Genomic DNA, 13,561 nt, shown 5'->3' on the forward strand with positions numbered 1-13,561 from the left:
CACTTAATAGGGAGGCTTAGCATGATTTATCGAATAAATTACCCCACTATTCTATTCATTATTACTCAATTTTTTTTCCTGCAAAATTTGAATGCAGAGACGCCAAATTCTTCTTCAGCAGAAAATTCTCAAGTCATTACTCAGGCTGAAAACACGCATAAGGCAGTTGCCTCATCGGGTGATACGATTCAACAATTTGTCCATGCGGGATTTTCTGAACGTCGCAATATGTTAAACCAATGGCCAGCCAGCATTGAAGAGCTCGATCGTTTGGTTGCCTATGTGAATAAAAATGAACTGTATACAGATGGTTCTGGACAAACCTATATTTTAAAAAATGATGAAAAATTATTCAGCTATCCAAATGAGCAAGTCATAGAAACTTGGCCATCAGATTTATCTCAAGTCACCTTGGTGAACACCTTGCGTAAGGCCTTGAGCTTTGGACAAGCCAAAGTAAGATTACAGTCTGAAGATGCTTCTCAGCGTTTAGAAGCTATTGAAATTTTGGAAAATAATTTATCCGAATTGGATACAGCAATGGTGAATGCGCTGTATTTAAATGAAACGAATAACAAGGTTAAAGCCCGATTAGAACAACTCAAAGCACGTTTGGACTATAGCAGTACAGATGTATTGGTCCAGATCCAAGCGGCAAAAGTATTAAAACAATCGAATCATCCCGATGTACTGGCTTTGGTTGAACAAGAACTGCAACAACCAAATTTAAATCCAGAATTAAAAGCTGCATTAAGGGATGCTAAAAGCAGTATAAAAACCCGACTTCAAGCCAGTGAATGGACAGGACATGTCTTTTCAGGTTTGAGTACAGCCAGTATTTTATTGTTGGCTGCCTTAGGTTTGGCCATTACATACGGTTTGCTCGGTGTCATCAATATGGCGCATGGCGAACTGATCATGATTGGCGCATATACCACCTATGTGGTGCAAAGCCTGTTCAAGACCCATTTTTCAGGATATATCGACTGGTACTTAATTGCTGCAATTCCTGCAGCATTTGTGGTCAGTGCATTGATTGGCATGTTGATTGAAAGGACCGTGATTCGTCCCTTGTATGGTCGTCAACTTGAAACTTTATTGGCAACTTTTGGAGTCAGTCTGATTCTTATGCAATTGGTACGTATGATTTTTGGTGCACAAAACGTCGAAGTCTCCAATATTTCATGGCTTTCAGGGGGCATTTCAATCACTCCAAGCCTGATGCTGCCTTATAACCGCATCGCCATTATTGTCTTTACTGTGGCAGTTTTTCTGCTCTTGGTTTATCTACTGAATAAAACACGTTTTGGTCTATTCGTTCGTGCCGTAACGCAAAACCGTCAAATGGCACGTGCTGTAGGGATTCGTTCAAGCCGTATCGACATGCTGGCTTTTGGTTTGGGTTCAGGTTTAGCCGGCCTGGCGGGTTGTGCTTTGGCACAAGTCGGTAATGTTGGCCCTGACTTGGGTCAAAACTACATTATTGATGCTTTTCTTGTTGTTGTCGTCGGTGGTGTAGGACAAGTCTGGGGTGCAGTTCTTGCAGCACTCGGTTTAGGGATCAGCGGTACAGTCCTTGAGATTGGAATGGGAGCTGTGCTTGCAAAAATTATTTTATTGGTTCTTGTGATTTTGTTTATTCAAAAACGCCCACAAGGTTTATTCGCCATTAAAGGTCGATTTGTGGAGTAAGCACTATGAAAATCACATCATTCCTATCCGATAAACCTTATAGCGCAGTGGCCATTGCTGTGTGTTTTGCCATCATGCTGATTTTACCCTGGTTTCATTTACTGCCAAGCGATTCAAGTCTGCATCTTTCTGCTTATTGGGTGACCTTGATCGGCAAAATCATGTGTTTGGCCTTGGTGGCTTTAGCGCTTGATTTGGTGTGGGGGTATGCCGGCATTTTAAGTCTTGGGCATGGTTTGTACTTTGCCCTCGGCGGTTATGCCTTTGGCATGTACCTGATGCGTGAATCCGCAGGGGACGGTTTACCTGACTTTATGCGCTTCTTAAGCTGGACGGAACTACCGTGGTATTGGGTGGGAACAGACCATATTTTATGGTCACTCAGCTTGGTGATTTTAGTTCCGGGACTTATCGCTTTTATCTTCGGATATTTCGCTTTCCGTTCAAAAATCAAAGGCGTGTATTTCTCCATCATCACCCAGGCCATGACTTTCGCAGCTGCATTGTTGTTCTTCCGCAATGAAACAGGCTTTGGCGGGAACAATGGTTTTACCGGTTTTAAAACCATTTTAGGTATGGATATTACCTCTACCTCAATGCGTGCAAGCTTATGCTTTATTACCGCTTTAGTATTGTTACTGTGTTTTATCGGCTTACGTCATTTAATGAATAAACCTTATGGACGTGTATTGGGGGCAATTCGAGATAGTGAAAATCGTCTGCAATATTTAGGTTATCGGACACTTTGGTACAAGCTGTCTGCATGGGTACTTTCTGCAGTCATTGCGGGCATTGCAGGAGCGCTTTATGTCCCACAGGCGGGGATTATCAACCCCAGTGAAATGAATCCGGTGAATTCCATTGAAATGGCTGTGTGGGTTGCGGCAGGTGGCCGGGGAACTTTAATTGGACCTATTCTAGGGGCAGGTTTGATTAATGGCGTGAAGACCTATTTCACTGTGGCTTATCCAGAAGCGTGGTTGCTCATTTTAGGAGCACTCTTCATTGTGGTGACGATTTTCCTCCCAAAAGGGGTGATTGGCATGTTCGACCGCTTTAAAAAGGAGAAAAACTAAATGTCAGATTTAGGATTAAACGCACAACAACATGGTGGTCAACTGGGCGAAGGCTATGGACGTTTAAAAGAAGCAGGACCTGACTTTAGCCATGGCATCGCTTTATATTTAGAAAAAGTCAGTGTTTGGTTCGATGCATTTCGTGCCTTAAACGATTTGTCGCTTTACATCAAGGAAGGTGAGTTACGTTGCATCATCGGTCCAAATGGGGCAGGTAAAACCACACTCATGGATGTGATTACCGGGAAGACGCGCCCAACGGAAGGCACAGCATTTTTCGGTCAAAACTATGACCTCGCGAAAATGAGTACCGAAGAAATTGCTGAAGCAGGGATTGGACGTAAATTTCAAAAACCCACCGTGTTTGAAAATTTCACCGTGATGGAAAACCTGTTGCTTGCTGCACCTAAAAATAAACAGGTAAAGAAAAGTTTTTTCAGCAGGCTAGAGCCAGATGCTCAACTTGCTTTGGAACAGTCACTCGAGCAAATTCGTTTAAAAGAATTCATTAACAAACCTGCCGGCTTATTGTCTCATGGTCAAAAGCAATGGTTGGAAATTGGCATGTTATTGATGCAACGTCCAAAACTGATTTTGCTAGATGAACCCGTGGCAGGAATGACCGATGCTGAAACGGAACGAACGGCTGAACTTTGTCTGGAACTCAAAAAAAACCATACCTTGATTGTAGTGGAGCATGACATGAGTTTCATTAATAGCATCAGCGAAAAAGTGACGGTATTGGCTCAAGGGGCAATTTTAGCGGAAGGTACATTGGCAGAAGTTCAAGCCAATGAAGATGTGATTGAAAAATATTTAGGACGTTAAGGAGTAGACCATGTTAGAAGTCAAAGACGTCAATCAGTTTTATGGCGGCAGTCATATTTTACGTGACGTATCCTTGCAAGCCCCTATAGGTGAATGTTCGGTTGTCCTTGGACGCAATGGAGTAGGAAAAACCACTTTATTGAAATGTTTGATGGGCATCTTGCCAATCAAATCGGGACAGATCCTGCTAGATGGAAAAGACATTTCCAAACTGAGTCCTGAACAACGTGTTCGTGCTGGCTTGGCATATGTTCCACAAGGACGGGATATTTTTTCGACCTTGACTGTGGAAGAAAATATCCTGATTGGGATGGCCAAATTTTCAGGCGCTAAAACCAAGAAAGTGCCTGAGCATCTTTATGAAATTTTCCCGATATTGGATGAAATGAAACATCGCCGTGGTGGAGATTTATCAGGTGGTCAACAACAGCAGCTTGCGATTGCACGTGCGCTCGCTTCTGAACCGCGTGTATTGATTTTAGATGAACCGACTGAAGGCATTCAGCCATCGATTATTAAAGATATTGGCAAGGTGATTCGTAAACTTGCGGATGGTGGGGAAATGGCCATTGTTTTAGTGGAACAATTCTATGACTTCGCTGAAGAACTCGCAGATGGCTATACGGTCATGGCACGTGGGCAAGTGATTGCTCATGGTGAGGGAAGTGAAATGCCTGAGAAAGGAATTAAAGATTTGGTGGCGATTTAGCCTTCTCCTAAAGCCAAAAAAAAATCTCCAATTTGTATGAAAAAATTTAATTATTTTTTGTCAGTTTTAACTTACAGAAATTCAAGTCTATCTCTTATATTTTGCAAATAGACTATTATTTATGATTAAGACATCAGGAACAGGATGTTCCGGAACAAAAAACAAAAATTATAAGTTTTAAGATCAGGGAAGTAAGGCAGCGCAAAGAGATAAAAAATCCCAACAGTCATGTTGGGATTTTTTATTGTGTATTGATTCTGCTATTTCAGCTTAAATAGCTAATGCTGATTGATTTAAATATTTTTAAAAGCCTCTATTGCCCGAATTCGCGTTTGTTTCAAATCCGCAATCGGTTTGGGATAATTTAAAGCCAAATTAGAATTTTTGGCATAAGGCTCATGGATGGTTTTGGCATCTAAATGAGTCAGTTCAGGAACCCATTGGCGAATATAGTCACCATTTGCATCAAACTTTTGCGACTGGCTGATGGGGTTAAATATACGGAAATAGGGCACTGAATCCGTGCCGGTAGAGGCACACCATTGCCATCCGCCATTATTTGCTGCCAAATCACCATCAATTAAATGTTGCATAAACCATTGTTCACCCAATCGCCAGTCAATCAGCAGGTTTTTGGTCAGAAACATGGCTGTGATCATGCGAACACGATTATGCATCCAGCCCGTTGCCAATAATTGACGCATTCCTGCATCTACAATCGGAATACCGGTTTGCCCTTGCTGCCAGGCAGCCAAGTCTTCAGGTGCATCACGCCATTGGATTTTTTGTGTATCTGCCTTAAAGGGCTGATGTTTAGACACTTGCGGAAAATCAAATAAGATATGTTGATAAAACTCGCGCCATAATAATTCATCAAGCCAGGTTTGCTGACCTAAATGTTCTATATGGAAATGTCCATGCTGTCGATGAAATAAGGCCTGAATACATTGACGGATAGAAATCATGCCTAAATTTAAATAGGGAGATAATTGGCTGGTTGAATCCAGATGAGGAAAGTCTCTCTCTTTCTCATAGTGAATCACTTTATCATTGATAAAATCATCCAACAAAGTTAAGGCATATTCTTCACTGACGGGCCAATGATCCTGTAATTTTATCGAAGGATGATCTGGATATAATGCTGCAAAAGTGCAAACCGGCTCATCCTCGAGTGATTCAAATTGAAGATTAGCCTGTACTTCAATTGGAGGATAACACTGCGGTAAACTCACACTGAGTCGTTCATAGCAATTTTTCTTGAATGCGCTGAAAACCTGATAAGGTTGATGACTCTTGTTGCGAATGCTGCCCACAGGAAATAAAGTACGGTCATGATACAGCTCAAGTGATTTATTATATTTATCTAGGAGCTTTTGAAGCTGGGCATCGCGCTTTAACTCATTTACACCCAGTTCAATATTGGCATGTATGCTATTGATATTGAGTTGCTGTGCAAGCTGCAAAACGCCTTGTGGAACATCTTTCCAAAAAGGAATATGCCGAATCATTAAGGGAATATTCAGCGTTTTTAGCTGTGTTTTAAGCGCCTGAAGCTGTCTTAAATAAAAATCTATTTTAACAGCAGCATCATTGTGTAAAGCCCATTGTTCAGGTGAAATGACGACCAATGCAATGCAGGGGCCCGCTTGTGTGGCATGCCAAAGAGCAGCATGGTCTTGAATGCGTAAATCCTGTCGAAACCAAATGAATTGCATGGATGTATAATGTCTCGAGAAGGTATATTGATTATGATTCTATGCAATATTGAGGCATAAAAAAAGCATGAACATCAAGTCCATGCTTCAAATGATTCATTATGAAAATTACTTTTGAATCTATTTTGTTTTGATCACATCACTCAAGTCATATCCAATAGATTCAGCATAATCCAAATATTCCTGTACGACTTCTGGTTGAGGCTGCTGTGAACGAGAAAGAATCCACATGTATTTTGTATCGGGTTCACCGACTAATATCACGCTGTAAATCAGTGTAATAAGGGCGATTGATTTAGTTTTCGCGCCAATATTGATCAGATTCACTATTTTGAGTACGGTTTTTATTTTCTAAATTGGTCGCCATTATTTAACTCCTGATTTTTTGAACCCGCATGGGAGAGTATTATTGAATACTTTCCACAGCTGAAAATTTGAAACCTAACCGTTAATACAATATTTATTGCTGCTGATCATCATTTACATGTTTTAAAGGTTGATTAGGATTTTGTTGCTGTTGCTGTTGCTGTTGCTGTTGCTGTTGCTTTTGCTGATCTTGCTGATCTTGCGGGTTTTGCTGGTTGGGTTGACGCTGCGAATCATTTTGTTGCTGCTGCTGACCTTGATTTTCATTTTGCTGTTGTGGTCGATTTGGATTATTGCGGCTACTATTATTTTGATCTTGCTGATTATTTACATTACTCATTTCTACACCTCAATATAATATATTCGTGATTTTATAAAATCCGTATAAACCAGAGATAATTATTAGCATGAATTTTAGATTAAAAAACCCAATAGATGTTACACATTGTGTAATATCTAATTAATGTTATTTTAAAACAAGGTATATAGTGGAAATGTATTAATAAATTAAAAAGAAAAGTAATAGCTAATTAAAATTAAAATTTAAAAACACTAAAAAATTAATTATTTTGAATGATTTTAATTAAACTCTTGGAGATATAATTAATCAGTTTTTTTAATTTTTCTTCCTTTTCTCCTTTGCAAAAGCAACGATAACTATATATTTTATTATTATATAAAACGGAATAGAAAAAAGTTCCGACTGGCTTATCCTTAGTTTCTGAACCACCCTGTTTGAGCAGCCCAGTACATCCAACATAGATATCTGATTTAAATATTTTTTTTGATTTTTTAACTAGTTCTTCTGTAATTTTAGAAGATTCAGGTGTGTACTTCTTAATCATTCTCGATGGGATTTTTAAAACATTTTCTTTTATTTTTAAATCATAACAAACCAGTCCACCATTTAAAATTTCACCCGAAAATGGACCAAAGGAAAAGCGGTAAGCCAAGTAACCTGCAGAAGCACTTTCAATAAAAGTAATATTAAGTTTATTTTTGGCTATTAATTTACAGCATTTAGTAATAGACATATCTATAACTTTATTCGGACTTAATCCTATTATTTTAAGGAGGGATTTAGATATTCACAATATTTTTTTTAGCTGTGTTTTATTAAAATTTTTGGATTTATATGTGTTAAGTGATTGAATTTTATAAATAGATAAAAATTAATTAAACATAACTTAAACGAATAATAACAATTTGAATCTTTCACCGTGTCATATTGGTAAATTAGGTTTATAGCAGACTTACCGCGTGGAGAATAAAAATGCCAGTAGCAGTAAAAGAAAAATTGCTAGATTTACTTGATAACAACCATCAAAGTTATTGCGATTTAGTGAGTTTTTTTCTAGATTCAAATATTTCTACACCCGATAAGGAACGAAAAGCATCTATTTTTTTAAAAAAAGAAATTCACACCCTCAATTCGAGTCATTTCAATTTTCCTTCCAGTTTAGGTGAAATTCATCAATGGATTGTGAATAACAATAAAATTCAATGTCATGAATATCAATTATACAAAGAAAGAAGAAATAGCGGGGCAGAGCGTGAATATTTTAAAAATGTAGGGCAAGCATTTGAATTTTTAATCAAAGTTGCTCCGGTAAAGCGAGTAGACGGTTCATGGTTATATAGCATAGTTCATTACTGGAATGACCCGGTTTTCAGAGACTTAATCCAGATTTATATTGAAGAATTAGGATTAGGACGGGCTAAGTCGAATCATGTTTGTTTATTTGATGATTTACTTTTTAATTTAGGTTTAGAACATTTCGTATTAGAACTAGAAGATGAATATTATCATCATCCTGCAATTCAATTAGCACTTGCATACGCTCCACCAGAATTTATTCCAGAAATTATTGGTTTTAATTTGGGATATGAGCAACTTCCATTACATCTTCTGATTACCAATTATGAGCTTAAAGAATTAGGCATAAATTCCCAATATTTTAATCTGCATATCACCATAGACAATATGGATAATGGTCATGCAAATTTATCTATTAAAGCACTTGAGAAAATTTATAGTAAATTCAAGGATAAAAATTCCTTTATGGATAAAGTAAAGGCGGGTTTTGCTTTAAATAATAAAGGATTGAGTTCATTACAGATTATTAAAAACCTCAATTTAGAAGCTTTGGTACTTAAAATTCTTAAACGTAAAGCTTTAGTGGGGAATGTGATTCATAGCGATAAATGTAAATTGAATTCTAAATCCATAAATGAGTGGCTTTCGACTCCTAATTTAGTCGAAGAATTTGTAGAAGTCTTGATTGAGAAACAATGGATCAAGATGGATCAAGACCCTGAAGAAAGTCGCTTCTGGCAGTTGATTAGTCATGAAGAGGGAAAAATGTATGGTGTCTTTAATTCGACAGAAAAGCAGATTATTTATGATTGGATTGCAGGAGATCATTCTAAAAACTTTAATTTAAATACGCAGAAAATCCATCCTGCTGATAAAAATGATTTTATATTTAGTTATTTGTCTGACGGAGAGTTGGAGGCGATTCAACATCAGATTTCAGCAACAGGCAATCTCGCGATGAAGATGAATAAATTGCTTCCTTATTTAGCACCTCATTCCCACCACAGTGAAATTGGACTTTGGTGTACTCAACGTTTTGTCAATTTTCTTTTTCCATTTTTGAGCGATAAAAATTCATCACTCCATTAGCTGAATATCGATAAAAGGTTTTGACAGTTATTGATGATTTAAACGATATCCCCCTCAAATGATTATTTTGATCAATTATATAGGTAAAAAAATGGACAATAAATCGAACAAAAGTGAAGTGGCAGGCACGGATACTTTAGATAAACAAAATCAAAGCGCAAAAACACAACAGTTAGATGCCTTCCGTAGTGATGCCACGGATCAAGCACTGACAACCAATCAAGGCGTAAAAATTGCCGATAATCAAAACAGCTTAAGGGCTGGAGTGCGAGGTTCAACCTTATTAGAAGATTTCATACTCAGGGAAAAAATCACGCATTTTGATCACGAACGTATACCTGAGCGAATTGTGCATGCGCGTGGTGTAGGTGCGCACGGTTATTTTCAAGCTTATGCAGGAAATGAACAATATACCAAAGCCAGTTTTTTGACTGATCCCGATATTCAAACGCCAATTTTTGTACGCTTTTCGACAGTTCAAGGACCACGTGGTTCAGCAGATACCGTACGTGATATTCGTGGTTTTGCCATCAAGTTCTATACGCAGGAAGGAAATTACGACCTGGTCGGTAATAATGCACCGGTCTTTTTTATCCAGGATGGGATTAAATTTCCTGACTTTGTCCATGCAGTAAAACCAGAACCGCATACAGAAGTACCTACGGGCGGTTCTGCCCATGATACATTCTGGGATTTCGTTTCATTGGTTCCTGAATCGGCTCATGCGGTGATGTGGGCCATGTCTGATCGGGCGATTCCTCGCAATCTACGTTCAATTCAGGGTTTTGGTGTCCATACCTTCCGGTTGATTAATGCCGAAGGTAAAGCCATATTCGTGAAATATCATTGGACACCAAAACAAGGCTTGAGCCAGTTGGTGTGGGATGAAGCGCAAAAATTGGCAGGGAAGGATCCAGACTTTCATCGACGGGATTTATATGAAGCAATTGAAAATGGCTTCTATCCTGAATGGGAACTGGGCATCCAAATTGTACAAGAACAAGATGAAATGAAGTTTGATTTTGACTTGCTTGATCCAACCAAAATTATTCCTGAAGAACTGGTTCCTGTTACACCCATAGGAAAATTTGTACTGAATCGCAATGTTGATAATTTCTTTGCTGAAATTGAACAAGTCGCATTTTGTCCTGGACATATTGTACCGGGAATTGATTTTAGCAATGATCCACTTTTGCAAGCCCGCTTATTTTCCTATACAGATACGCAATTGAGCCGTCTGGGTGGACCTAATTTCCACCAACTGCCGATTAATAAGCCCGTTTGTCCATTTCATAATAACCAGCGAGATGCGATGCATCAAACTACGATTCATAAAGGTCAGGCATCTTATCAACCGAATTCGATTGACAATAACTGGCCGGTAGAAACAGCACCTGCTGCAGAAAATGGTGGTTTTGAAAGCTATCAAGAACGCATTGATGGTAAGAAAATTCGTGCACGCAGCGAGTCTTTTTCTGATCATTTTTCTCATGCACGTATGTACTATAAGAGCTTGGCGCCTCACGAACAAAAGCATGTGGTCGATGCCTATACTTTTGAGTTAAGTAAAGTGCAACGCAAACATATCCGAGAAAGGGAAGTGCAAAAAGTACTGGCAAATATTGATTTGGATTTAGCTCAACAAGTGGGTAAAAACCTGGGAATTGAAGTTGCTGAGTCAGCACAAAATATGAAGTCATCCACAGTAGAAAAATCAGCAAAATTTACCATGCAGGCTTTTATTCCTGAAGATATAAAAGCCAGAAAAATTGCTGTACTGGTTCATGACAAGGTGAACCAAGAGAATATTGAAGCCATTCAGCAGTGGGCTAAAACTGAAAATGCGGTTGCTCATATACTTACGCCTACGCCAGCAGCCGTTTTAAATAGCAAACAAGCCAAACTGGATTCCAATGGTATGCAGAAAGCAGAGCCATCTATCGCTTATGATGCAGTGATTGTTGTAGATGGTGACAACTATGAAGTGGTGAAGCAAGATGGTGTGACCAAACATTATATTCTTGAAGCTTATAAGCATTTAAAACCGATTGTATTTTTAGGTGATAAGCAAAAACTGCTTGATGCCCTGCAACTGGTTACTGATGAGGGGACTTTGAGTACGGACAGTTTTTCTACAGTACAGGATAAATTTAAGGATTTAATTCGTCATCATCGTATTTGGGAAAGGGAAAAAAATGCGGAAGCAATTCCTGCTTAAATGCTTATCAAAGCATCTGTTTATTATTAAGCGCTTGTAGAACAAATTATCACTGAATGGGGCAACGGCAATGTTTCTCCATCCAGTGATACATCATCATTTATGAGAAAATTTAGTCTTCTAGGTGACAAATATAGTCTAAGACGTCATCTGTCATAATCTTGAAACGACTATTTTTGGGGACATAAAATGATTGTCCCGCATAATAAATCTCACCCTCTAGGTCATTTGCTATTTGAACATGACACTTACCTGAAATGATTTCTATACGTTCAGCTACAGATGTTTCAAAGGTTAAAGGTCGTTCTGTAGGTAAAATGACGCCTAGTGTTTTTTTTATTCCATTTTTGAACTGGATCGTACGGCTAATAGATAAACCATCAAAATAAATATTTGGTTTTTTTACTACAGAAACAAAATCGAATTGAGTTGACATTAAGATGCTCCTGAAAGGTATTTTTATAATAATTGAGCTCTTACAGAATATATAATGATAATAAAAACATGTACCTAAGATATATATTTTTTTGTTTAATTGTGTAAATTTCATACAGTAGTTTTTTGCACAAAAATTATAACTTTGAGACAGACAGGCATTTAAAGCCTCCGAGAACCAATCCATAAAATCCAATGGATAGGTTGGCTTGTAGAGTCTAAATTATTGAACACTCAGCACGCCTAGTAGTCACTTAAAGGCTCGTGTAGCGAATGAATTTTCAAGTTTACGACTTCAGTCCAAAAACAATATTTTTGACCATCAACTCATTTGAGATGGCGGGTCTTTTCATAAAAGTGAGCGCTATTTTAAGCACTCAGATTAAATCATCCATGATTTTAAGATCTTATCTATAGCTTATAGGCAGGTGGTTTTTGTAGCCATTAAGGCAGTTACAAAACATTTTTCAAATACTGAAAAAAGCAATTTATTGACAATTTTTTTGTGTATAATTTCGCCAAATTTAGCCTCTGTATAGTTATTGGGTTTCCTATAAGTCTACAGGGGTTTTTCTATGGAAATTATTTTGGAATGGGATGCCAAAACTTTCTTACCGTGGTGGCTCACACATGTTTTCTTCCAAAACAGCACATCTAGACCATGCAAAACAACATCATGCTCAGCGTCTATCCACACTGCTGTGTTTTTTCAGTTTAGGATTGAGTACTGCGGCTTGGGCTCCGCTTATTCCTTATGCGCAGCAACGACTTCATCTTAATCATGCTGACTTCGGTATGTTGTTACTGAGTATAGGATTAGGTTCCATGATTGCTATGCCGGCAACAGGGCTATTGATTCAAAAAGTTGGCTGTCGTGCGGTTATATCTGTAGCAATTTTACTCTTATTACTGGTTTTACCTACATTTGCTTTGAGCAGTAGTGTCTTGATCATGTCAGTCGCTTTGTTCTTGTTTGGTACAGCTGCCGGTAGCTTAGGGGTTGCGATTAATTTACAAGCAGTCATTGTAGAAAAAAATAGTGCTAAAAGCATGATGTCTCAGTTTCATGGTATGTGCAGTTTAGGTGGTTTGGCGGGAGTAATGACGGTTACAGCATTGCTTGCGATAGGCGTATCACCACTGTTGAGTGCTTTGGCTATTTGTATTTTACTGGTGATTATCAGTTTAATTGCTGTTCCGAATAGTTTGTCTGAAATTGAAAATGATAAAAAAATCAATTCTGCTGAAATACAGAATAAGCCTGGAAAATTACCCAGCCCATTGATTCTACTGATTGGTCTGGTCTGTTTTATTGCTTTTCTCTCAGAAGGTTCAGCCATGGACTGGAGTGGTATTTATTTAGTGAGTGAGTATGGCTTAAAGCCGGCATTTGCTGGGCTTGCTTATACATTCTTTGCGATCGCAATGACTGCTGGTCGCTTTGCTGGCCATTACTTGCAAAAAATACTGGGTGAAAAAAATATCATTGTATATAGTGCAATTTGCGCATCGCTGGGTCTTTTCACTGTAGTCATGGCGCCACATTGGATGGTTGTGCTGTTCGGTTATTCCTTACTGGGCTTAGGTTGTTCTAATATTGTCCCAGTAATGTTTTCACGTGTAGGTCGTCAAAATGTTATGCCCAAAGCAGCAGCTTTATCGTGCGTTTCGACTATGGCTTATAGCGGATCTTTATTGGGGCCTGCTTTGGTAGGAATGACCAGTGAAATGATGGGACTCACCCTTGTTTTTGGGATGATTGCCGCTTTATTAATGCTGATTGCCTTTTTAAATCATTTTACTCAGGTCAAAACCTCTTAATTTTTAATCCCTCAT

11 protein-coding genes and 1 pseudogene are annotated in these 13,561 nt (G+C 38.4%); 7 read left to right on the forward strand and 5 right to left on the reverse strand.

Annotation, left to right across the window (positions count from 1 at the left end; genetic code table 11):
• Positions 1 to 87: 87 nt before the first annotated feature.
• Genes urtB through urtE form a run of 4 tightly spaced genes read left to right on the forward strand, consistent with a single transcriptional unit; the run spans position 88 to position 4,305 of the window.
• Positions 88 to 1,692 (forward strand): urea ABC transporter permease subunit UrtB, encoded by a 1,605-nt coding sequence (urtB, locus tag HLH18_RS02525; RefSeq protein WP_502707646.1) that lies wholly within the window; start codon positions 88 to 90, stop codon positions 1,690 to 1,692.
• Between the two features lie 5 nt (positions 1,693 to 1,697).
• Positions 1,698 to 2,768 carry an urea ABC transporter permease subunit UrtC gene (urtC, locus tag HLH18_RS02530; RefSeq protein ID WP_131287116.1) on the forward strand — a complete coding sequence of 357 codons (1,071 nt, stop codon included), beginning with the start codon at positions 1,698 to 1,700 and terminating at the stop codon, positions 2,766 to 2,768.
• A complete protein-coding gene (urtD, locus tag HLH18_RS02535; protein WP_131287114.1) occupies positions 2,769 to 3,596 on the forward strand; it encodes an urea ABC transporter ATP-binding protein UrtD in 828 nt (275 codons plus the stop codon).
• Positions 3,597 to 3,606: 10 nt separating this feature from the next.
• Positions 3,607 to 4,305 (forward strand): urea ABC transporter ATP-binding subunit UrtE, encoded by a 699-nt coding sequence (urtE, locus tag HLH18_RS02540; protein WP_171529207.1) that lies wholly within the window; start codon positions 3,607 to 3,609, stop codon positions 4,303 to 4,305.
• A gap of 293 nt (positions 4,306 to 4,598) precedes the next feature.
• Here the strand turns inward: urtE and HLH18_RS02545 are convergent, their stop codons facing one another.
• The 4 genes and pseudogenes from HLH18_RS02545 to HLH18_RS02560 all read right to left on the reverse strand — a co-directional run bounded on the left by HLH18_RS02545 (position 4,599) and on the right by HLH18_RS02560 (position 7,420).
• Positions 4,599 to 6,020 carry a cryptochrome/photolyase family protein gene (locus HLH18_RS02545; protein WP_171529208.1) on the reverse strand — a complete coding sequence of 474 codons (1,422 nt, stop codon included), beginning with the start codon at positions 6,018 to 6,020 and terminating at the stop codon, positions 4,599 to 4,601.
• Positions 6,021 to 6,140: 120 nt separating this feature from the next.
• Positions 6,141 to 6,290, reverse strand: a pseudogene (locus HLH18_RS02550) (lipocalin family protein); the annotation flags it as partial.
• Between the two features lie 190 nt (positions 6,291 to 6,480).
• Complete coding sequence (locus HLH18_RS02555) at positions 6,481 to 6,726, reverse strand: hypothetical protein (protein WP_171545674.1); 246 nt, start codon at positions 6,724 to 6,726, stop codon at positions 6,481 to 6,483.
• Positions 6,727 to 6,946: 220 nt separating this feature from the next.
• The gene (locus tag HLH18_RS02560) at positions 6,947 to 7,420 is read right to left on the reverse strand and encodes a CinA family protein (RefSeq protein WP_171529210.1); all 474 of its coding nucleotides are present in this window, start codon (positions 7,418 to 7,420) and stop codon (positions 6,947 to 6,949) included.
• A gap of 239 nt (positions 7,421 to 7,659) precedes the next feature.
• Here HLH18_RS02560 and HLH18_RS02565 point away from each other — a divergent pair, with 239 nt between their 5' ends.
• Together HLH18_RS02565 and katE are read left to right on the forward strand one after the other, a co-directional pair.
• Positions 7,660 to 9,072 carry an iron-containing redox enzyme family protein gene (locus tag HLH18_RS02565; RefSeq protein WP_171529211.1) on the forward strand — a complete coding sequence of 471 codons (1,413 nt, stop codon included), beginning with the start codon at positions 7,660 to 7,662 and terminating at the stop codon, positions 9,070 to 9,072.
• A 58-nt stretch (positions 9,073 to 9,130) separates the two neighbouring features.
• Positions 9,131 to 11,290: a catalase HPII gene (gene katE / locus HLH18_RS02570; RefSeq protein WP_502707645.1), complete on the forward strand. Its 2,160-nt coding sequence runs from the start codon at positions 9,131 to 9,133 to the stop codon at positions 11,288 to 11,290.
• A gap of 112 nt (positions 11,291 to 11,402) precedes the next feature.
• Here the strand turns inward: katE and HLH18_RS02575 are convergent, their stop codons facing one another.
• A complete protein-coding gene (locus HLH18_RS02575; protein ID WP_131287102.1) occupies positions 11,403 to 11,726 on the reverse strand; it encodes a pyrimidine/purine nucleoside phosphorylase in 324 nt (107 codons plus the stop codon).
• A gap of 629 nt (positions 11,727 to 12,355) precedes the next feature.
• On the opposite strand from HLH18_RS02575, the gene HLH18_RS02580 reads away from it, so the two are divergent.
• The gene (locus HLH18_RS02580) at positions 12,356 to 13,546 is read left to right on the forward strand and encodes an MFS transporter (protein ID WP_171529240.1); all 1,191 of its coding nucleotides are present in this window, start codon (positions 12,356 to 12,358) and stop codon (positions 13,544 to 13,546) included.
• Positions 13,547 to 13,561 lie beyond the last annotated feature (15 nt).

This window comes from Acinetobacter sp. ANC 5414, assembly GCF_013004295.1.
In the GTDB taxonomy this organism is placed as follows: Bacteria; Pseudomonadota; Gammaproteobacteria; order Pseudomonadales; family Moraxellaceae; genus Acinetobacter.

Coding starts and splice junctions, on each gene's coding strand:
- urtC (WP_131287116.1), top strand. CDS start 1,698: ATGAAAATCACATCATTCCTATCCGATAAACCTTATAGCGCAGTGGCC.
- urtD (WP_131287114.1), top strand. CDS start 2,769: ATGTCAGATTTAGGATTAAACGCACAACAACATGGTGGTCAACTGGGC.
- urtE (WP_171529207.1), top strand. CDS start 3,607: ATGTTAGAAGTCAAAGACGTCAATCAGTTTTATGGCGGCAGTCATATT.
- HLH18_RS02545 (WP_171529208.1), bottom strand. CDS start 6,020: ATGCAATTCATTTGGTTTCGACAGGATTTACGCATTCAAGACCATGCT.
- HLH18_RS02555 (WP_171545674.1), bottom strand. CDS start 6,726: ATGAGTAATGTAAATAATCAGCAAGATCAAAATAATAGTAGCCGCAAT.
- HLH18_RS02560 (WP_171529210.1), bottom strand. CDS start 7,420: ATGTCTATTACTAAATGCTGTAAATTAATAGCCAAAAATAAACTTAAT.
- HLH18_RS02565 (WP_171529211.1), top strand. CDS start 7,660: ATGCCAGTAGCAGTAAAAGAAAAATTGCTAGATTTACTTGATAACAAC.
- katE (WP_502707645.1), top strand. CDS start 9,131: ATGATTATTTTGATCAATTATATAGGTAAAAAAATGGACAATAAATCG.
- HLH18_RS02575 (WP_131287102.1), bottom strand. CDS start 11,726: ATGTCAACTCAATTCGATTTTGTTTCTGTAGTAAAAAAACCAAATATT.
- HLH18_RS02580 (WP_171529240.1), top strand. CDS start 12,356: ATGTTTTCTTCCAAAACAGCACATCTAGACCATGCAAAACAACATCAT.